Origin of the sequence: Pseudomonas fluorescens (genome assembly GCF_900215245.1) — a bacterium.
Lineage (GTDB): Bacteria > Pseudomonadota > Gammaproteobacteria > Pseudomonadales > Pseudomonadaceae > Aquipseudomonas > Aquipseudomonas fluorescens.
Genome location: NZ_LT907842.1, coordinates 5,563,040 through 5,584,280, shown reverse-complemented (window position 1 = coordinate 5,584,280; position 21,241 = coordinate 5,563,040). Strand labels below are relative to the sequence as shown.

The following is a 21,241-nucleotide window of genomic DNA, read 5'->3' as shown; positions in this document are numbered from 1 at the left end:
GCATTGCCGGCGCCAGCTTTGTTATAGCCGGGCAGGGCGGCGAATCAGGCAGGCTCGCAAGCCCTGCGTCAGTGAGGTCAGGGCTGCAGTCATTTCATGGAGGAGGGGCGTACCCGGCCAAAGCGTGGTTTCGGCCGGGCACCGGGTGTTACTTGAGCGGTGTCAGCGGTGGCAACGTCCATTGCGCCGCTTCAGGCTTGGGCAGGTAAATCCGCAGCACCGCATAAAACGGGCCGGGCGGGGCCGGCAACCAGTTGCTCTGTTCGGCTTTGGGCGGCTCGTGGTGCTGCAATGCCAGGGTCAGGCCGCCGTCGGCGTCCAGCTTGAGGTCGGACAGCATCCGCGAATTGATCAGGTAGCGTTTCTTGAGGTTGTGCGCCAGCAACTTGGTCTTCGCGTCGTACATGGTCAACGACCAGAATGCATCGGCGGGCGGCAATTGGTCCTTGTTGAAGTGCACGGTGTAGCTGTGGCGCGCACCGTTGGCCGGCTTGCCTTCGCTGTCAACCGAGTAGGTCAGGTTGATGGCCTCGTCGGGGGAGTTGCCGAAAATCCCCAGATCGGCCCCGGCATAGCGGTACAGGTAGTTGTTTTTCAGGCGATCGCGGCTGCCGTACAGGTCACTGCTGGACACTTGATGGGTGTCGATCTTGTCCTTTTTGAATGCCGCAAACTCAGCCCGGCCATCGGCGATGCCATCTTCCAGCGCCTTGCGCTGTTCGGCGGTCAATGCCTTGGCCTTGAACGGCGCGCCAGGCGCGATACCGATCTTGGCAAAGCGGGCCAACAGGTCTTTTTCGCTGTCCTGGGGCGCGGCATACGCCAGCATGAAGTTCAGGTAGCGAAACAGCTGCGGGCCTTCGGTCATGGTCGCAGTAGGCTTGGGCCATTCAATCTTCGGCACCGGCGCCGGTGCGGGCTGTTTTACATAGCTGCTCAGCGCCTGCACTTTGTAGCCGTTTTGAATCTGCTTGACCTTGTTCAGGTCCTTGTCGTCGAACAATTGCGTGCGATACAAAGCGTAGGCGATGTTACTTTCGCTGTAGATCACTCGGTCGATGTCAACCGGCTGCTGCCCCTTCCAGTCCGGGCCGGCAATCATGTAGTGGCCGCCATTGTTGCCGGTGCTGCGGGTGCCCAGGTAAGCCATGTTCTGCGTATAAAGGTCGATCAACTGCACCGAGTAGTAACGGTTGTCTTCGATCTTTGGCAGGGTCAGTACCAGAGGTTCCTTGCGCAGGTCCATCCATACGAACGAGTAGGGTGTGTCCGCGTTCGGGGTGGCGAACGCCGTGTCCTTGGGCGTGAAGATCTGGGCGGTACTCGCGATATGATTGAACGGCGCCTTGAATTTGGCCCCGCCTTTATCAACGGCCTGGGTGTAGAGCCTCTTGTACATCGCCACCACCGGGTAGCCATAGAGATAGGCTTCTTTGGCGATGGCCCGGGCTTCGGCAGGGGTTGCGGTAAAATCGGCCCAAGCGCCGGTACTCATCAGAATCGAGAGGCTCGCCAACAGCAGGCGCGTCGGTTTTCCAATCATGTTGTTGCGTCCTTCCAGAGTGCTTTTTAAAGGGCGGTGTAGAGTAAAACGCCGAGTTTCCATTTTTAATGGCCGCACGTCACGTTAATCCCTTCAAACACGCTCAACTGAAGTAGATCGCAGTCATTCTGATGTCGGGTCGCGCACGTCGTTTTAAGCTGGCAGTAATATCCCGCCTTGCTGGAAAGCCGTATGCATGGATGGGCTTATGGGGGGCGGGCAGGGTGTTGCGAAGAGGGCGAAACGCCGCCACTGCTGGGCGGCGTCGAACGAGGTCGGCTCAGGCAGCGGGCAACATCGATTTGACCTTGTCACGCAGTTGATCGATCGAGAACGGCTTGCCAATCACCTGCATACCGGGCGATACATCAATGTTTTCGGCATAGCCGCTGGCAAACAGAATCGGCAGGCTGGGGCGCAGTTCACGCACTTTGATCGCCAGTTGTTTGCCGTCCATATCCGGAAGGCCCACGTCAGTCATCATCAGGTCAATTACCAGGCCAGCATTTTCGACGATTTTCAAGGCCTCCTCAGCGTCTGCAGCTTCAACCACTGTGAACTCCAATTCTTCAAGTACATCGACGATCAGCATGCGCACGATGGCGTCGTCTTCGACTACAAGGATGGTGGAGGAGGTAGCGGACATAGTGAAAATTCCCGAAAAATGGAAGGGCAGGTCTTTAGCGGTTGAAAGACCATTCTCTAATGAGTCGCGTCAATCTCGGCAAGTTCCGTAGGCTGTGGCATTGTGAAGGGAATGGGGGGAAATGTCGCGTTGCCTGCGAGCGGCTGTCATCAACAGGGGCGGGGCGTCAATGGCATGTTCCAGAAGCACCATTGACGCAAGGTGATGGCCGTCAGAAAAAACCACCGCCACAGCGGCAGCGCTGGGTCTTCAGTCAGGGTTACAGGGTGGTTTTAAATAAATTCTCTTGGTAGAGGAATGACACGTCGACGCCTGAACCACTGAGCGTAGCGTTCAGGTTCGCTTCGTCGAATACCGAAATCTTATACTGGGGGGTGTCGCGAGTGGTGCCTGGAAAGTGCGGCATTAATTGTGAACTAAGACCACGATTCAAGGTGCTTTCCAGCCCAGCACTCATCGCCGCTTCGGTGGTGAATGTGGCTTTCCCGAAGTTAGGGTCGAAATAAAACCATTCGCGCTTTTTGGCGTTGTAACCGGCCGTAATGCCGTGCCCTGGGCCATTGATCAATAGCGTTTTTGACGTCGAGGCCTTACCCGCTTTGGCGAGTTCCGCAATGATTTCAGTGTGGGGGACTTGTCTAGCCTGCATTCCGTGATGAAAACGGGTGCCCATCACCTCTTGCATTTGGTTCAACTGCACGCGGAACTTGCTGACGTCTGCTGCCCGACGCTGTTCGATGGTGGCTTTGTTTGGGTCAATTTTTCTCAATTCAGCGATGTCGCCGGGGCTCAGCGCAGGCACCATCGCGGCATACATGTTTTTCATAAAGACGTCTTGTTTGCCGGGGCTCAGGTGCGCAGCGGCGGATGCCATCACGTTAGAGATCGCTGCGCACTCGCCGTCCGACAGCAGGGAGACCTGGCTGAGGTAAAAGCCTTGCGGAACGGGAACTGCTTTGCCACCCGCAGCGGTTATCTCCGCGTTGAATACCCTGAAGTTCTCCAGGCCGACGGCAATTCTTCGGTTTTCCATATATTTGACCAAGCGGCCGAGCTCTTCGGGGGTACGGCCGCGCACGATAGCCAGTTCTGCGCACTGGTTCAGGGTCAACGTGCCTGCGAACCCACTGATACCTTCTGGGCTACCCGCCTCATACCCTCTCTTATAGGCATCAGCGTCAACGAGTTGCGCCGTTTCACGGGCCGTTTTGAATCGGTCGGGCAGCGCTTGCAGTTCATCTATGCGCTTGACCAGGCTGCCGAGCTCCGTCGGCGTACGCCGTTCAGCGACTGCAAGACGCTTCAAATCATCAATTTTCAGCGCTGGGGAGTAGCCAAAGATCGCGTCTGGTTTTCCCGTGTTCTGACCCCTTATATACGCGGCATTGTCCTCTGCTTTGGCTCTGGATAACGCGGACACAAAGTCTTTAAGGAAATTTGGATTTACCGCAGGAGGGGCGACTACGGCGCCGATCATTTTCCCCAGCCAGCTATCGGTGAACGCTCGGACTTCCCCGTCATGGGCGGCGACTTTGGGTATGAAGTCCTTGAGCGCAGGACCGTATTGGCGGTCGCTGATCGGGTCATAGGCATACCATTTGCCCTCATGAAATACCGCACCGCCTTCGATGGTCTGCCCCGCAACCTTATAGGAACCTGTCGCGGCGACGCCGTGGGTTTTGCTGGCCGCTTTCAGTCCATCGAATGTACCTGTGAGGCCTTTGAGCTTGATGATGACATCGCGGCCTTTGGCCGATAGATAATTGACGCTGTTGCCCAGTAGCTTACCGCCGCCAACCGCTAAGTCGCCCAGACCACTGAGCGGATTGAGCGCCTCAAGGGTGGCCGTGCCAATGAACTTGACCGTTTTCACGACCTTGCTGGTTGCGTTCAGGCCTGTACCCAGCGCTTTTGCGGCGTGTGCGGCTTTACCTGAGCCCAGTGTGACCAGCCCAATCACATCGAAGAACAGATCAAATAACCCGTCGGCAATCTTGTTGTTTTTGAAGTTGACGATGGCAGACCGAAGCGGAATCAGGTTGAGAAAAAACTCACCAATCGCCGCGTTGAACAACCGGTCTGCGTCGAACGACGACACGCCCCTAGCGTGGTTCAGTAGATCGTCGTTATCCAGAGCGAGAGCCTTGAGGAAAGCATCGGCAATAAAAGCGGTGCGTTCGGAGCCATAGCTGTTGGGGATCGCAGGAGGCTGGGGGTTTTCGTCGGCGTGGTTGCCAGGGTACGGGGGGGCCAGAAGTGTCGTTCGGGATACTGTGTTTGCATGTCGTCTATCGAGTTTTTCACCGCTGTAAGGCTCGGTGAATGTACGGGTCAGGTGGTTGTCTTTTTCGATAGTTCCCTTGCTGGTGTCAATCCGGTAAATATTGACTTCACCGGCGAGCGTGGTTTTTACATGCAGTGTATTCCCACGTTTTGACAAGGCGAGCGGCGACGTGAAATCCATCGCAATCTTGTAGTCATTGGTGTGGAAGAACTCGAGTTTGCCGGATTCAAGGTTCCTGCGGTCCGCCAGTGGCAATTTGGAAATCAGGTATTTGACCATCCCGCGGTGCCCATCGGTTTGGGCACTTTTCGTCTCTGCGTACGCTGTGTCGAACAGGTCGGCAACGCTCGCTTTATCGGACCGGACTAAGTTGTTGAAGTCGTTGATCGGCACACCGATGTTACTGGTAATGATCCAGCGATAATTTTTCTTCAGCTTTACGCCCTCCATCACGATATCGAGCATGGAGCGCAACTCTGGATAAACCCCGGGAGCGCGGCCGCCACCTTCGTAGAATCTTTTTAAAACCCTGGCTTTAAAAACGTGTGGATCAACCCCCGGAAACGCAGCTTCAAGTAGGCTGAGTGCCATCTTCTCGCGACTGGGCCAAGCGGTCTGCATCGACGAAGAAATGTTCGGCAGCGCCGTCAACTGATCGTTATAGGCGAGCCTGACCTTTTCGATGTCGGCCTCCGAAGGTTCGCTGTCAGGCGCCGTCAGCACGCCCTGGCTGCCGCCCCAATCTCGCAGGGCTTCGCGCTGTGCAAACTGAACCGCGTGGTTGTTCGCCGGCATGGACTCCGCTGCGACCAATACCTCGGCGTAGGTCATGGTTTGCACCCGGCCAGGTGTTTGCGCTTCGATCTTGGCGGCTGCAAGGCTCAGTTGCGTCCAGACGGTGCTGCCGTAGGTCACACTGGCAGGGATATCTTTGATGAGAAAGTGTGGGTACCGGCTGGCCAGCAGCAGGTGGCTCGCAAGTTTAGCCGTTGCCTGTGTGGCTTTGCCGTCTGAGACAAGCTTCTGGCTCAGACTTTCAACAATCGAGGACGGCAACCGTCCAATATTGTCAGGGTGCGCCAGGTCATAATCAGCCACGTTGTTACGATCCCGCGAGATCGTTGCGGATTTCGGGTCAAGGCCAACGTTAATCGCGGTCAATAGATAGTCGTAAATACTGGTGTCCGAAGACACCCCTCCCAAGTGCGCCTGTATCGCGTGCCCGAGCGCCTGAGCGCTGGGCGTGTCGAGCAATGTTTGTAACGCCTTGACCGGATCCTGCAGATCGCTTGGCGTCAACGCGGTGGCGCTCAACAGGTAACCCAGAGTTGCCTTGCCATCGCGCGGCAACGGCAGGCCTGGCACTCCGGTATTGTCGGAAGAGAGGAAGCGGTCGAGCTTGAGTTCGTCTGCTCTCGATAGGGGGACTGGCCAGGACAGCGCGCCACCTAAATCTCCCAACGGATGCAATAAGGCTTTTTGCTCGATTTTTTGCGCCAACGCAGTGAACTCATCCGCAGTGCGCGGCAGGTCATAACCGAGCTCAGTAATGAGGCTCGTGAAGGTTGGCGGCGTTGTATGCGCTAAGGCCTGGGATGAGTTCGGATTCAGCGGGAGGGTGTTTTTGTTCAACCAGGCAGCCGTTGAGAAGCCGTCGTTAACCCAGGGAACAATACCCCGGAGCCTGAGGGCGAGGCTCCTCAGGTTTTCCTGGTCAGCCAGCAGGCGCTGCAAGGAACTCGTGGTGGGCGCCTGAGCGATGCTGTTATCCGAACGTGTCGCTGTTGACGTGCCTGAGGCGTCTTGCGGGGTGATGTCAGGCTCAGTGACAGTTTGGCGGTGGGCGGTAATGTCAGGTTGGGGTGCTAGGTGGGTGATGTTCATTTGAATTACCTTGGCGGGCCATGAAAAGACGCCTTCCAAAAGATCTTCCGTGTTCCTGAGGCGCAGTCCTGAGTGCGAGAACCATGAACGTGCGTTCCTCCTTTGTTGTAGGAACATGTTTTGAGGTGTGTTAATCAGTTGAATCAACCGCACCAAATCACCTTGAAATTCACCTGCTATGAGTAGGCTTTTGCTTCAAATCAGCGCACAAACGTAGCCCTGGGCGATGGTATTCGGGCAAACTCCCCCTTTTTCCGCACTTGGCCAAGGCATGCCCATGACTCCCGCTCCGTCTGTCGATGAAAAGAGCTTCCGTAAACTCCTGAGCCGAAACGTGGCCTTGCCCCTGGGCGTGGGCGTGCTCAGCGCGGCTTTTTTTGTCGTCTTGATTACCTATCTGTTGTCGGTGATCCAGTGGGTTGAGCACACCGATCGGGTCATCAACAACCTTAATGAGTCGTCCAAGCTCACGGTTGACCTGGAAACCGGCTTGCGTGGCTTCCTGATTACCGGTGACGAGCATTTCCTCGACCCGTATGAAGTGGCAAAGCCGCGCATCATTGGCGACTTACGTAACCTGCAGGAACTGGTGGCAGACAATCCGCAACAAGTGGATCGCCTCAAACGCCTGGAGTCGATGCAGGTCGAATGGAACAAGTACGCTCAATCAATGGTTGACCTGCAGCGCCAGAGCGGGGATTACCGCGGCGCAGTCAAGTCTGGCCGAGGCAAGAGCCTGACCGACGCCATTCGCCAGGAATATGCAAACGCGGTGGACATGGAGCAGCAGTTCCGTGTCGCCCGCAACGCAGACGTCACCCGCACGACGGTCGTCAGTGTCACCCTGTATTTGATCTTCGTGCTCGGCTTGAGTGGTTTCCTGGCGTACAGCGGAAGAAAGAATTTAGTATCTCTATCAGATAGTTACAGCGCAAACCTCGCGTCACAACAGAAGATTGCCCGACGCCTGGAACAGCAGGCCTGGCTACGCAACGGTCAAACCGAACTGGCCGAACAGGTGCTGGGGCAACTCAGCCTCAATGTGTTGGGGCGCAACATTCTGCATTTCTGTGCCCAATACATGGGCTCGGCGGTGGCTGCGCTGTATGTGCGTGAAGAACACGGCGGCCTCAAGCGTGTGGCCACGTATGGCTTCTCACGTGAACAGGAGCAGCGTGAACAGTCGATCTACAGCGATGAGGGCATTGTCGGGCAGGCCGCCCAGCTCAATCGCCTGATTCGCCTGGACGATGTGCCGGTGGACTACTTCAAGGTCAGTTCGGGCCTGGGCGAGGGGTCAACCCGCAGCGTGATGGTGATGCCGACCAGCGACGATGACCGTGTCAACGGGGTCATTGAACTGGGCTTCCTGCGCCCGCTGCAAGAGCGTGATGTCGAGTTGCTGGAGCTGATTGCCGGCAATATTGGCACGTCCATTGAAGCTGCGCGTTATCGCCAGCGCCTGCAGGAAGTGCTGGCCGAAACCCAGCAACTCAACGAAGAGCTGCAAGTCCAGCAGGAAGAGCTCAAGACCGCCAACGAGGAGCTGGAAGAGCAGTCGCGCATCCTCAAGGAATCCCAGGCTCACCTGGAAACCCAGCAGGCCGAGCTTGAGCAGACCAACGAGCAGTTGGCCGCGCAGACGCAAACCCTCGCCGAGCAGCGCGATGCCATGGACCGCAAAAACGTCGAGCTGAACCGCGCCCAGATCGAACTGGAAGACCGCGCCGACGAATTGCAGCGCTCCAGCAAGTACAAATCCGAGTTCCTCGCCAACATGTCCCATGAGTTGCGCACACCGCTGAACAGCTCGCTGATCCTGGCCAAGCTGCTGGCGGAAAACCCTCAGGAAAACCTCAGCGCCGAGCAGGTCAAGTTCGCCGAATCAATCTATTCGGCCGGTAATGACCTGCTCAACCTGATCAACGACATCCTCGATATCTCCAAGGTGGAAGCCGGCAAGCTTGAGGTGCGCCCGGAAAACTCCAGCGTCGCGCGCCTGGTGGATGGTTTGCGTGTGATGTTCGAGCCGCTGACCGCCGACCGCAAGTTGGGCTTCCAGGTTGAAGTGCAGGCAGATTCACCGACCATGCTGTTTACCGACCGCCAGCGTCTGGAACAGATCCTGAAGAACCTGCTGTCGAATGCGGTCAAGTTCACTGAGCAAGGTGCGGTCAGCCTCTCGGTGTCCCGTGCCGCAGAGGGGGGCATTGCCTTTACCGTGCGCGACTCAGGGATCGGCATTGCGCCCGACCAGCAGGAAAGCATCTTCGAAGCGTTCCGTCAGGCGGATGGCACGACCAACCGCCGCTACGGCGGGACCGGCCTCGGGCTGTCGATCTCCCGCGACCTGGCGACGTTGCTCGGCGGCTACATCAGCGTCACCAGCGAGCCGGGCAAGGGCAGCGTGTTTACCCTGGTGTTGCCGGAGCACTATGTGGAGCGCACGGAGCACGACGCGCCGATTGAACAGCCACGCCAAGTCGTCGCAGCGCCTGCTCCGAAGCCGATTGTGGTGTCTGCGCTGCCGATTGCCGACGCACAACAGATCCCGCGTTTTGCCGATGATCGCGACAAGGCACCGTTTACCACCCGTTGTATTCTGGTGGTGGAAGACGAGCCCAATTTTGCGCGCATCCTGTTCGACCTCGCGCATGAGCTGGGCTACAACTGCCTGGTCGCCCATGGCGCGGACGAAGGCTACAGCCTGGCCGAGGAGTTCATTCCCGACGCCATCCTGTTGGACATGCGCCTGCCCGACCATTCCGGGTTGACCGTGCTGCAACGCCTCAAGGAACACGCCAATACCCGCCACATTCCGGTGCATGTGATCTCCGTGGAAGATCGCGTCGAGGCTGCGATGCACATGGGCGCCATCGGGTATGCGGTCAAGCCGACCACCCGCGAAGAGCTCAAGGACGTGTTTGCGCGTCTGGAAGCCAAATTGACCCAAAAGGTCAAACGCGTCCTGCTGGTGGAAGACGATGACCTGCAACGCGACAGCATTGCCCGCTTGATCGGCGACGATGACATTGAAATCACCGACGTAGGCTTCGCCCAGGCCGCCCTGGATCTGCTGCGCACCAACATCTATGACTGCATGATCATCGACCTCAAACTGCCGGACATGCTGGGTAATGAGCTGCTCAAGCGCATGGCGACCGAGGACATCTGTTCGTTCCCGCCGGTGATCGTCTATACCGGGCGTAACCTGACCCGTGACGAAGAGGCTGAGCTGCGCAAGTACTCGCGCTCGATCATCATCAAAGGCGCGCGCTCACCTGAACGCTTGCTGGACGAGGTGACACTCTTTCTGCACAAAGTCGAATCCCAGCTGTCCCATGACCGCCAGAAGATGCTCAAGACCGCGCGCAGCCGCGACAAGGTCTTCGAAGGCCGCAAGATCCTGCTGGTGGACGACGATGTGCGCAACATCTTCGCCCTGACCAGTGCCCTGGAGCACAAGGGCGCCGTGGTGGTGATCGGGCGTAACGGCCGTGAGGCGATCGACAGGCTCAATGAAGTTGACGATGTGGACCTGGTGTTGATGGACGTGATGATGCCGGAAATGGATGGTTACGAGGCGACCGCCTTGATCCGCCAGGACCCGCGCTGGAAGAAGCTGCCGATCATTGCGGTGACGGCCAAGGCCATGAAAGACGATCAGGAACGCTGCCTCGCGGCGGGCTCGAACGACTACCTGGCCAAGCCGATTGACCTCGACCGTCTGTTCTCGCTGATACGTGTATGGCTACCGAAGATGGAACGCATTTAAGTGGAGCGAAGTTTTTTGGACAAAAGCAGCGATATTGAGCTGCGCCTGCTGATCGAGGCGATTTACCTCAAGTACAGCTATGACTTTCGCGACTATTCGGGTGCGTCCGTCAAGCGCCGCGTGGCCCATGCCTTGCGCCAGTTTGACTGCGCGACCATTTCCGCGTTGCAGGAGCGTGTGCTGCACGATCCCGCCGCGTTCATGCAGTTGCTGCAATTTCTGACGATCCCGGTGAGCGAGATGTTTCGCGACCCGTCGCACTTCCTGGCGATCCGCCAGGAAGTCGTGCCATTGCTCAAAACCTACCCGTCGATCAAGATCTGGATCGCCGGTTGCAGCACGGGGGAGGAGGTGTACTCCATGGCCATCCTGCTGCGCGAAGAAGGCTTGCTGGAACGCACGATCATCTATGCCACGGATATCAACCCGGCCTCGCTGGAAAAAGCCAAGCAAGGCATTTTCTCCCTGGAGAATGTGCGGGCCTACACCGCTAACTATCAGCAGGCTGGCGGGCAGCGTTCATTTGCCGATTACTACACGGCGGCCTACGATTACGCGATCTTCGACAAATCACTGCGCGAGAACGTCACCTTTGCCGATCACAGCCTGGCAACCGACAGTGTGTTCTCAGAAACTCAGTTAATTTCATGCCGTAACGTACTGATTTATTTCAATAAAAAATTACAGGATCGAGCGTTCGGGTTGTTTCATGAGTCGCTCTGCCACCGCGGTTTTCTGGTGCTGGGCAGTAAAGAAACCCTGGATTTTTCCGCTTACAGCAAGCAGTTCGAACCCTTGGTCAAGCAGGAACGGATCTACCGAAAATCATGAGCGACGCCGCAACCCACCCAATCAGCGGGATTGAAGCCATCGTCGTCGGCGCGTCCGCCGGCGGCGTCGAGGCGTTGCTGAATATTTTTGGCGCGTTGCCGGGTAGCTTCAGCGTGCCAATCATTGCCGTATTGCACCTGCCGGATGAGCGCCGTAGTCAGTTGGCCGAAGTCTTTGCGCGGCGCCTGCGCATCCCAGTGCAAGAGGCACGCGATAAGGAAGTGATAGCGGCGGGTACCTTGTATTTCGCCGGGCCCGGTTATCACCTGTCGGTGGAAAACGACCGCAGCCTGTCCCTGAGCCAGGAAGACCGCGTGCACCATTCCCGACCTGCCATCGATTACTTGTTTGCGTCCGCTGCCGATGCCTATGGCAGCGGTTTGCTGGCGGTTCTGTTGACGGGCGCCAATCACGACGGCGCGCGAGGCCTTGCCCACGTCAAACAATCGGGTGGCACCACCGTTGTACAAGAGCCCACCGAAGCACGCATCGCCGTGATGCCCCTGGCGGCCCTGGCCTTGCATACACCTGATCATATTCTCACGTTGAGCCAGATTGGCTCATTGCTGGCTTCCCTGGAACCTTCCCCATGTTAAGTACTGTCCAGGCCAAACTGCTGATCGTCGACGATCTGCCGGAAAACCTGCTCGCCCTCGAAGCGCTGATCAAGCGCGAGGATCGCCAGGTCTTCAAGGCATTGAGCGCCGACGAGGCCTTGTCACTGTTGCTGGAGCACGAGTTCGCCATGGCGATTCTCGATGTGCAGATGCCCGGCATGAACGGTTTCGAGCTGGCCGAACTGATGCGCGGCACTGAAAAAACCAAAAATATCCCGATTGTGTTCGTCAGCGCCGCCGGCCGTGAACTCAACTATGCCTTCAAAGGCTATGAAAGCGGCGCCGTCGACTTCTTGCACAAACCGCTGGATATCCACGCGGTCAAGAGCAAGGTCAACGTGTTTGTGGACCTGTATCGCCAAAGCAAGGCGATGAAACTGCAGGTCGAAGCCCTGGAGCGCAGCCGTCGTGAGCAGGAGCTGTTGCTGACGCGCCTGCAGGCCACCCAGGCCGAGCTGGAACAGGCGGTGCGCATGCGTGACGACTTCATGTCGATCGTCGCCCACGAAGTGCGTACGCCGCTTAATGGGCTGATCCTGGAAACCCAGCTGCGCAAGATGCACCTGGCCCGCGACAACGCCGCCGCGTTTACGCTGGACAAGATGCACGCGATGGTCGACCGCGATGAGCGCCAGATCCAGAGCCTGATTCGCCTGATCGAAGACATGCTCGATGTGTCGCGCATCCGCACCGGCAAGCTGTCGATTCGCCCCGCGCGCGTCGACCTGACCCACCTGGTGCGTAACCTGGTGCAAAACTTCGCACCGCAGGTGGCTGCTGCGGACTCTTCCATGCACCTGGAGGCCGAAGAGGGCGTCGTAGGTAACTGGGATGAGTTTCGTATCGAGCAGGTGGTGACCAACCTGCTCACCAATGCGTTGCGCTACGGGGCCAAGAGCCCTGTGGATGTGCGGGTGTATACCGAACATGGAGAGGCGCGCGTCGAAGTGCGTGACCGTGGCATCGGTATCAGCGAAGACAACCAGAAGCGTATTTTCCAGCAGTTCGAGCGTGTTTCGGCCAGCCATGTAGCGGCAGGCCTGGGCTTGGGCTTGTTTATTTCCGAGCAGATCGTGACCGCCCATGGCGGGGCCATCGAGGTCGAAAGCCGCATAGGCGAGGGCGCCCTGTTTCGGGTGTGCCTGCCGCTTGAGGCGCCGGTATGAAATCAATCGTCACCTCGACGCAACCTCTGCGTGACCCCATGGTCGTACTTGCAGCAACTGACCGGACAAAGGCTTCCCATGAGTGAAGATGCACAAGATGTCGTACTGATCGTCGAAGACGACGAATCCATTATGTTCGTGCTGGGTGAGTACCTGGCCGGCCTGGGCTACCGGGTATTGAAGGCGATCGATGGGGAGCAGGCCTTTGAAATCCTTGCGACCAAGCCGCACCTGGACCTGATGGTGACGGACTACCGTTTGCCCGGTGGCATTTCCGGGGTGCAGATCGCCGAGCCGGCAATCATGCTGCGCCCGGAGCTGAAAGTTATTTTTATCAGCGGCTACCCGCAGGAAATTCTCGACTGCAACAGCCCGATCACGCGCAATGCGCCGATCCTGGCCAAGCCCTTTGACCTGGATACGCTGCAAGAGCATATCCAGCGTTTGCTGGCCTGAAACCCACCAGGGCTGCCCTGCAGCCCTATTGCTTGATCATCTCGCGCACTTTGGCCGTCAATAGGTCGAAGGTGAAGGGTTTGGTGATCAGTTGCATTCCCGGATCAAGGAAGCCACCTCGCACGGCTGCATGCTCGGCATAGCCGGTGATAAACAGCACTTTCAACTCCGGGCGCAGTTGCCGCCCGATTTCCGCCAGTTGCCGCCCATTCATGCCGGGCAGGCCGACATCACTGATCAACAGGTCAATGCGCTGGTCAGACTCAATGATCGGTACCGCCGCGCTGGCATCGCCCGCTTCTACAAAACCGTACCCCAACTCTTTGAGAACCGCGCTGACCAGCACGCGCACAGCCGGGTCGTCTTCGACGATCAGCACCGTCTCGCCTGGATTGGCAAATGGCAACAGCGCCGGGTTAACTGCGGCGGCCGCCACGGTTTCACCGATAAAGCGCGGAAGAAACAGGCTAACGGTCGTGCCCTTGTTGACTTCGCTGTGGATGATCACATGGCCATGGGATTGTCGGGCAAAGCCATAGATCATTGACAGGCCCAGGCCCGTTCCCTGGCCAATTGGCTTGGTGGTAAAGAAGGGGTCGAAGACGCGACCAATCACGCTTTCAGGGATGCCGCAACCGTTGTCACTCACGCTCAGCTCCACATAATCGCCCGGCAGCAACGTGCCGTAGGCGGCGGTGAACACACTGTCGAGGTGGCGGTTAGTAGTCTCCACGGTCAGCCGACCGCCATTGGGCATGGCATCGCGCGCGTTGATGACCAGGTTGAGCAGGGCACTTTCCAGCTGATTAGGGTCGGCCTCCGCAGTCCAGAGCGTGTCGGCCAGGCGCATGTCGAGGCTAATGCTTTCATCGATGCTGCGTTGCAGCAGTTCGCCCATGGAGGTGACCAACTGGTTGATCTCCACGGGCTTGGGGTCGAGGGATTGGCGACGGGAGAACGCCAGCAGCCGATGGGTCAGGCCGGCGGCGCGGTTGGCGGAGGTCACGCCGAGGTCGATCAGGCTGTCCAGATCATCCAGTTTCCCGCGCGAAACGCGCCTGCGCAGCAGCTCCAGGCTGCCGATAATCCCGGTGAGCATGTTGTTGAAGTCATGGGCGATGCCGCCGGTCAGTTGGCCTACGGCTTCCATTTTTTGCGACTGGCGCAGCGCTTCTTCATTGCTGCGCAACTGCGCCGTGCGCTCTTCAACCTGCTGCTCAAGGGTCTCCAGCGTGCGTTGCAGACGCAGTTCGCTCTCGCTCAAGTCGATCAGGCGGTCACGCGCGTCATATTGCCGGCGCCGACCGCGCAGGGCCGCGCTCACCAGGCTGATCAGGGTCACCGGGTGGAAGGGCCGCTCCAGAAAGGTCACATTGCCCAGCAGCCCGCTCAGATGGGATGAACCATTCTGTTCGCTGCCACCATGGTGAGTCATCAGTACGATGGGCAGGTCTGACCAGGCCGGTTGTTCATGCAGGTATTCCAGCAGCGGTTGCAAATCCACGCCGCGCAAGGCTTCAGCGGCAATCAACAGCATGCCGGCGCCTTGCTCCAGGGCCTCGCACAGCGCCGTGAGGTTGCCGGCAATCACGCCGCTGTAGCCGGCTTCGTTGAGCATCGCCAGCGCCAGGGCGCTGTCACGGCCCAATGGCGCCAGGATGATTGCGCGTTCGGAGACGGGGGAAAGACCGGTCACACGCCGTCTTCCTTGAGCAGCGGGGAACCGGCGCCCATGTAGGTAGGGATGCCGCGCAGTACGCCTTGAAAGTTGTCGAGGGGCTCGCCGATCGTCAGGCCACGCCCGCTGATTCGATACTCGCGAATGGTCGACTCGTGGGCGCCGGTGCGCTTCTTGATAATCGAAATGGCCCGGCGAACCTTCCCGAGCGCCTCGAAGTAGCGCAGCAGAATCACGGTGTCGGCCAGATAGGTGATGTCCACGGGCGCCTGCATATCGCCGACCAGCCCGTGCTGGGCGACGGTCATAAAGGTCGCGGCGCCCCGGCGGTTGAGGTACAGCAGCAGTTCGTGCATATGCAGGATCAGTGAGTTTTCTTCCGGCATTGCAGCCTGGTAGCCGTTGATACTGTCGATCACCACGGTTTTGATCCCGCGTTCGTCGACGCAGCGCCGCACGCGGTGGGAAAACTCGCCAGGCGTAAGCTCGGCGGCGTCCACCTGTTCGATCAGCAGGTTGCCGGTGGCTTGCAGGGCCGCGAGGTCGATACCCATGTTGTTCATGCGTTCGAACAACAGGCCCAGTTCTTCGTCGAAAATAAACAGCGCGGCTTTCTCGCCACGGGCCACAGCGGCAGCGGCAAAGATCATCGATATCAAGGATTTGCCAGTACCGGCAGGGCCGAGGATCAGGGTGCTGGAGCCGGTCTCGACACCGCCGCCGATCAAGGCATCCATTTCGCGGATGCCACTGCTCAACGTCTGGCGTACGTAACCGCCCCGGTGCTCGGCCGCAACCAGGCGGGGGAATACGTGGATGCCGTCGCCCATGATGGTGAAGTCATGAAACCCGCCGCGGTATTTCTGGCCACGGTATTTCACAATCCGCACCCGACGCCGCTCGGCGCCGTAGGTGGGGGTCAATTCTTCCAGGCGAATCACGCCGTGGGCCACGCTGTGCACGGTTTTGTCGAGGGACTCGGTGGTCAGGTCGTCCAGCAGCAGCACGGTGGCGTTGTAGCGCACAAAATAGTGCTTGATTGCCAGGATTTGCCGGCGATAGCGCAGCGAGCTTTGTGCGAGCAAGCGGATTTCCGAGAGGCTGTCGATCACCACCCGGGTCGGCTTGACGCGTTCCACCTCTTCAAAAATCTGCCGAGTGGCTTCGCCCAGCTCCAGGTCGGAGGAATACAGCAGGCTTTGCTGATGCTGAGCATCGAGCAGGCTCTCCGGCGGGGTCAGTTCGAAGATGCAAATATTGTCATCCAGGTCCCAGCCATGGGACTCGGCGCCTTGGCGCAACTCCCGCTCGGTTTCGGACAGGGTGATGTACAAGGAGCGTTCACCGTTTTTAGCGCCGGCCTGCAGAAAATGCAGCGCTACGGTGGTTTTACCTGTGCCAGGTTCGCCTTCCAGCAGGAACAGGTGGCTGCGCGATAGCCCGCCGGAAAGAATGTCATCAAGACCTTCGATGCCGGTGGCCGCCTTTTCACTGAACAGCGCTTTGGATGTAGACAAGAAGTGCCCTCGGGTCACGTACAAGTAGAGGAGCGCACCGCCTTGGGCGCGCCATATTCACTTGACCGTAGTGGCCCGTAGCGGTTCAACGTTTTGCGCAATTTGTACAAGCCTGGCTAACTTTTATAACTTTTCGGTGCGGCTACAGGCCTTGCTGCAGGGCGGGATCATCCGGGTTTTGTTGCTCAAGTTGGGCGAGTAACACCTGGACGTTCTGCAACTGGCCGCTCTCTTTCCAGTAATTGACCAGCAGCACCCGCGCCTTGCGATTGGCCGGGTGGCGCTGGATGATTTCTTCCAGCTGACGCTGAGCCGCTTCCAATTCCTCCTGGGCGTGCAGGGTGGTGGCGAGGTCGTAACGGTAATCCTGATTGTCCGGCTCAAGCTCTACCGCTTTGGACAAACCGAGCAGGGCGTAGGGCCGTTCGCCGTGGTGCAAGAGCCACATGCCCAGGGCGTGTTGCAAGTATGCCGACTCGGGATGGGCCGCCAATTGGCGCGCCAGCAACTGGCGCGACTCATCGGTTTTGCCTTGTTTGTCCAAAAGCTCGATTTGTGCGACCACCGCCTGCAGATTGTCCGGCTGCATGCGCATGGCCTGCTCCAGTGCGTTTTGCGCCTCCGGCAGCACGGCGCTGTGGATGTACAGGCGCGCCAGTTGAATCCAGCCTTCAGCCGTTTCGGGCTGGCCCTTGAGCTTTTTCACAAACTCATCCAGCACTTGCTGCAAGGGCCCGAAATACAGCCCCAGGGTATCCGGCGACAGGCCGAGCAAGGCATTCGCGGCGGCAAAGCGCACGTCTTGTTCAGGGTCATCCAGCACCGGGCCGAGTAACAGCGTGCGTTGGCCGCTGGGTACCAGGCCGACAATGCTGTGGATGGCCGCCTCGCGGACCAGTGGAGACTCATCGGCCAGGTCTTTATCGGCCAGTTTCAGCGCCTGTGGGCTGGGGTAATTGGGCAGTTCGGCATGCAATGCCGCGCGACGTTCGGGGGACAGGTCCGGCCGGCCGAGCTGTTGATACAGCACGCGCGCGGCCCCCGGCTCGCCATTACGTGCCTGCTTCAAGGCTTTGGAGTAGCCATGCGCAATCGCCGGCGGCACGGCCACTGGGCTGGAGCGGGAGAAAAACCAGGTGACCAACACAATTAATAACAGGGCGCACAGGCCGATGATGGAGTAACGGCGTGACTTTGACATGCAGGCGTCCAAAAGCAGGGGCGGCTATCGCAAAGCCATCAGCTTCGGTCAGACCACGGCGAGTGTCAAACCCGTGTCAGTTCAGCACGTATTCAACCGGCTCCAGCGCAGCTGGCAGCGCTGTTTCGCCGAGGGCGGCAAGAATCTCGCGCTCAAGGGTGCGTACGATCGCATTGCACGGCAAGTCGTTTTCATCGAAACCGAACGGGTCCTCCAGGTCGTCGCCGATTTCATCCAGGCCAAAGAAGGTGTAGCTCACGATGGCGGTGAACAGCGGCGTCAGCCAGCCCAATGGCTCGGCCATGGCAAACGGCAACAGAATGCAGAACAGGTAAATAGTGCGGTGCAGCAGCAGCGTATAGGGGAAGGGCAGCGGCGTGCTTTTGATGCGCTCACACGACGCTTGCACCTGGCTCAGGCTGACCAGCCGGGTTTCCAGCTGGGTGTAGCGCCACTCGCTGATCGTGCCGCGTTCTGCTAGCAGCGAAAATTGCCCGCCCAGTTGCTGCAATACGCGGTCGGGGAGGTTGGGGTGCGCCTGCTCGACGCTGATCCACGGCTTGATGGCCCGGGCTTCATCTTCATGACGCAGGCGGGCGATCAAACCATGGGCAAAGCCGCACACACCGCGAAGCAGGGCGGCGCGCTCAAGCGCATCGACCAGCACCTGGGTTTCGCGAATCAGCGAGCGCACCTCGATGACCATTTGCCCAAGTTGCTTGCGGCCTTCCCACCAGCGGTCATAGCAGGCGTTATTGCGAAAACTCATGAAGATCGACAGCGACAGCCCAAGCAACGTAAAGGGCGTTGCGTTGACCTTGGAGAAATACGCCGGGTGCAGGGTTTCCACCAACACGATCACTGAGGCCAGTAACGTGACCAGCAGGCTGCGCAGGGCAATGCGCTTGGCAATCGAGCCCTTGAGGGAAAACAGGATGCCCAGCAGGTTGGGTTTGGGGCGAACGATCATGGAAGGCTTCTATGGTGGCGCAGGCCATCAGGTTAGAAGCAAGCGCCGTGGGCGTCCAATCACTTGGACTGACCGGCTGATCAGCGCAATCAATGATTGGCCAAACCAGTCAGCGAAGTTGAAGGCTTTGACCATTGCTGCGTCGTCGCTCCAGAGCGACTATTTCAACGATTGTTGTCCTCAAAACCGTCATCAAAATAAAAACACAGAAGGGTTTGAAGCAATGCGTGACTACCTGGCCGCTACGACCGAATTCGATTACCAGCACACCGTTGACGCCGCGCTGGCCGGCAATCTTCAGGCGCTCAATGCCTGCGTGGAATGCTGCGACCGGCACGCGCTGCCGGGGCGCATCGCCCTGTTCTGGGAGGGCAAGGACGGGCAGAGCGCCACGTACACCTTTACCCAGTTGCAGGAGCAGGCGGCGCGCTTCGCCAATTTCCTGCAGGCCCAGGGCGTCAAACGCGGTGACAAGGTCGCGGGCCTGCTGCCGCGCACGGCTGAATTGCTGGTGGTGGTATTGGCAACGTGGCGCATCGGCGCGGTCTATCAGCCGTTGTTTACCGCGTTTGGCCCCAAAGCGATTGAGCATCGCCTGAGCAGCTCTGCAGCGGCACTGGTGGTCACCGATGCGGTCAACCGCCCCAAGCTGGCCGAGGTGCAGGGGTGCCCAACCATTGTGACGGTCGCCGGGGCCAAGGGTGAAGGCATTGTGCGGGGCGATTACAGTTTCTGGGCCGAATTGCCCCACTATTCCCCAGTGTGCGAGCCGGTGTTGCTGGGCGGCGATGATCCGTTCCTACTGATGTTCACCTCGGGCACCACCGGGCCGTCGAAAGCGCTGTCGGTGCCGCTCAAGGCGATTGTTGCGTTTCAGAGCTACACCCGTGACGCGGTGGACCTGCGCCCCGAAGATGCGTTCTGGAACGTCGCCGACCCAGGCTGGGCCTACGGCATCTATTTCGGCGTGACCGGGCCGTTGTCCATGGGCCATCCGATCACCTTCTACGATGGCCCGTTCACCCTCGACAGTACCTGCCGGGTGATTAATAAATACGGGATTACCAACCTGACCGGCTCTCCCACCGCGTATCGCCTGCTGATTGCCGGTGGTGAGCAGTTCGCCCGTTCGATCAAGGGCAAGCTGCGCATCGTCAGCAGCGCCGGCGAGCCGTTGAACCCGGAGGTGATCCGTTGGTTCGCCGATAACCTGGGGGTCACCATTCACGACCACTACGGCCAGACCGAACTCGGTATGGTGTTGTGCAACCACCATGGCCTGGCGCACCCGGTGCATGTTGGCTCGGCCGGCTTTGCCTCACCGGGGCATCGCATCGTGGTGCTGGATGACGATTATCAGGAGTTGCCCGCCGGGCAGCCGGGAATCCTCGCCATCGACCGTGAACAATCGCCGATGTGCTGGTTTGCCGGTTATGACGGGGTCAAGACCAAAGCGTTTGTGGGCAAGTACTACCTCAGTGGCGACACCGTCGAGCTGAACCCGGACGCCAGCATCAGTTTTGTCGGGCGCAGTGATGATGTGATCACCACCTCCGGTTACCGCGTGGGGCCGTTCGACGTGGAAAGTGCGCTGGTGGAGCACCCGGCTGTCATTGAGGCAGCAGTCGTCGGTAAACCCTGCCCGGAGCGCACCGAACTGGTGAAAGCGTTCGTGGTGCTCAACGAGCAATACCGCGCCACCCCGCAACTGGCCGAAGAGCTGCGCCTGTACGTGCGCCAACGCCTGGCCGCCCATGCCTACCCACGGGAAATCGAATTCGTCAGTGACTTGCCCAAGACCCCGAGCGGCAAGCTGCAGCGCTTTATTTTGCGTAATCAGGAAATCGCCAAGGCCCAAGCGGCACTGGCTTGATCCACTTTTAAGGAAACAGTGATGCAGATTGAAAACAAGGTATTCCTGGTCAGCGGCGGTGCTTCGGGCCTCGGCGCGGCCACCGCGCAAATGCTCATCGCCGCCGGAGCCAAAGTGATGCTGGTGGACTTGAACGCCGAGGCCGTGGCGGCCAAAGCCCAACAGCTTGGCGAGAACGCCCGCAGCGTGGTGGCGGATATCAGCCAGGAAGCCGCGGCTGAAGCTGCCGTTCACGCCACCGTTGCAGCCTTTGGTGGTTTACATGGCCTGATTAACTGCGCCGGTGTGGTACGCGGCGAGAAGATCCTCGGCAAGAACGGCCCCCACGGGCTGGCCAGCTTCGCCCAGGTGATCAACGTCAACCTGATCGGTAGCTTCAACCTGCTGCGCCTGGCCGCTGCGGCCATCGCTGACACCGAGGCGGATGCCGACGGTGAGCGCGGTGTGATCATCAACACCGCATCGGTGGCAGCGTTTGACGGGCAGATTGGCCAGGCGGCGTATTCCGCCTCCAAAGGCGCCATCGCCAGCCTGACCTTGCCCGCCGCGCGTGAATTGGCGCGCTATGGCATTCGGGTGATGACCATTGCCCCCGGCATTTTCGAAACGCCAATGATGGCGGGCATGACCGCCGAAGTGCGCGACTCCCTGGCCGCCGGCGTGCCGTTTCCGCCACGCCTGGGCAAACCGTCCGAATACGCTGCGCTGGTGCGACACATCATTGAAAACAGCATGCTCAATGGCGAGGTAGTCCGTCTCGACGGTGCCTTGCGCATGGCTGCCAGGTAAGGAGGATTATC

General features: G+C 59.0%; 14 protein-coding genes. 7 read left to right on the top strand and 7 right to left on the bottom strand.

What is annotated here, in order from left to right; translation table 11 throughout:
• Positions 1–148 precede the first annotated feature (148 nt).
• The 3 genes from CPH89_RS25710 to CPH89_RS25700 all read right to left on the bottom strand — a co-directional run bounded on the left by CPH89_RS25710 (position 149) and on the right by CPH89_RS25700 (position 6,357).
• Complete coding sequence (locus CPH89_RS25710; RefSeq protein ID WP_053255984.1) at positions 149–1,543, bottom strand: DUF1254 domain-containing protein; 1,395 nt, start codon at positions 1,541–1,543, stop codon at positions 149–151.
• A gap of 280 nt (positions 1,544–1,823) precedes the next feature.
• A complete protein-coding gene (locus tag CPH89_RS25705) occupies positions 1,824–2,189 on the bottom strand; it encodes a response regulator (protein ID WP_053255985.1) in 366 nt (121 codons plus the stop codon).
• Positions 2,190–2,448: 259 nt separating this feature from the next.
• Positions 2,449–6,357, bottom strand: coding sequence for a hypothetical protein (locus CPH89_RS25700; protein WP_053255986.1), 3,909 nt, complete (start codon positions 6,355–6,357; stop codon positions 2,449–2,451).
• Positions 6,358–6,634: 277 nt separating this feature from the next.
• On the opposite strand from CPH89_RS25700, the gene CPH89_RS25695 reads away from it, so the two are divergent.
• The 5 genes from CPH89_RS25695 (at position 6,635) to CPH89_RS25675 (ending at position 13,202) form a co-directional block, all read left to right on the top strand.
• Complete coding sequence (locus CPH89_RS25695; RefSeq protein WP_053255987.1) at positions 6,635–10,132, top strand: response regulator; 3,498 nt, start codon at positions 6,635–6,637, stop codon at positions 10,130–10,132.
• Positions 10,133–10,963 (top strand): CheR family methyltransferase, encoded by an 831-nt coding sequence (locus CPH89_RS25690; protein WP_169875446.1) that lies wholly within the window; start codon positions 10,133–10,135, stop codon positions 10,961–10,963.
• Entirely contained in the window at positions 10,960–11,559 is a 600-nt protein-coding gene (locus CPH89_RS25685) for a chemotaxis protein CheB (RefSeq protein WP_053255988.1), read from the top strand. Before CPH89_RS25690 ends, CPH89_RS25685 begins: the two co-directional genes overlap by 4 nt.
• A complete protein-coding gene (locus CPH89_RS25680; protein WP_053255989.1) occupies positions 11,553–12,746 on the top strand; it encodes a hybrid sensor histidine kinase/response regulator in 1,194 nt (397 codons plus the stop codon). Before CPH89_RS25685 ends, CPH89_RS25680 begins: the two co-directional genes overlap by 7 nt.
• Positions 12,747–12,824: 78 nt before the next feature.
• Positions 12,825–13,202: a response regulator gene (locus CPH89_RS25675; protein ID WP_016974745.1), complete on the top strand. Its 378-nt coding sequence runs from the start codon at positions 12,825–12,827 to the stop codon at positions 13,200–13,202.
• Between the two features lie 25 nt (positions 13,203–13,227).
• Here CPH89_RS25675 and CPH89_RS25670 read toward each other — a convergent pair whose 3' ends face one another.
• The 4 genes from CPH89_RS25670 to CPH89_RS25655 form a co-directional block, all read right to left on the bottom strand.
• The gene (locus CPH89_RS25670; RefSeq protein WP_053255990.1) at positions 13,228–14,898 is read right to left on the bottom strand and encodes an ATP-binding protein; all 1,671 of its coding nucleotides are present in this window, start codon (positions 14,896–14,898) and stop codon (positions 13,228–13,230) included.
• Positions 14,895–16,397, bottom strand: coding sequence for an ATPase domain-containing protein (locus CPH89_RS25665; protein ID WP_053256507.1), 1,503 nt, complete (start codon positions 16,395–16,397; stop codon positions 14,895–14,897). The genes CPH89_RS25670 and CPH89_RS25665 overlap by 4 nt, the downstream gene beginning before the upstream one ends.
• A gap of 142 nt (positions 16,398–16,539) precedes the next feature.
• Positions 16,540–17,598 (bottom strand): tetratricopeptide repeat protein, encoded by a 1,059-nt coding sequence (locus tag CPH89_RS25660; RefSeq protein ID WP_053255991.1) that lies wholly within the window; start codon positions 17,596–17,598, stop codon positions 16,540–16,542.
• Between the two features lie 76 nt (positions 17,599–17,674).
• Complete coding sequence (locus CPH89_RS25655) at positions 17,675–18,568, bottom strand: bestrophin family protein (protein ID WP_053255992.1); 894 nt, start codon at positions 18,566–18,568, stop codon at positions 17,675–17,677.
• Between the two features lie 223 nt (positions 18,569–18,791).
• Between CPH89_RS25655 and CPH89_RS25650 the strand changes: the two genes are divergently transcribed.
• Together CPH89_RS25650 and CPH89_RS25645 are read left to right on the top strand one after the other, a co-directional pair.
• A complete protein-coding gene (locus tag CPH89_RS25650; RefSeq protein WP_053256508.1) occupies positions 18,792–20,441 on the top strand; it encodes an AMP-binding protein in 1,650 nt (549 codons plus the stop codon).
• Between the two features lie 21 nt (positions 20,442–20,462).
• Positions 20,463–21,230 carry an SDR family NAD(P)-dependent oxidoreductase gene (locus CPH89_RS25645; protein ID WP_053255993.1) on the top strand — a complete coding sequence of 256 codons (768 nt, stop codon included), beginning with the start codon at positions 20,463–20,465 and terminating at the stop codon, positions 21,228–21,230.
• Positions 21,231–21,241: the final 11 nt, after the last annotated feature.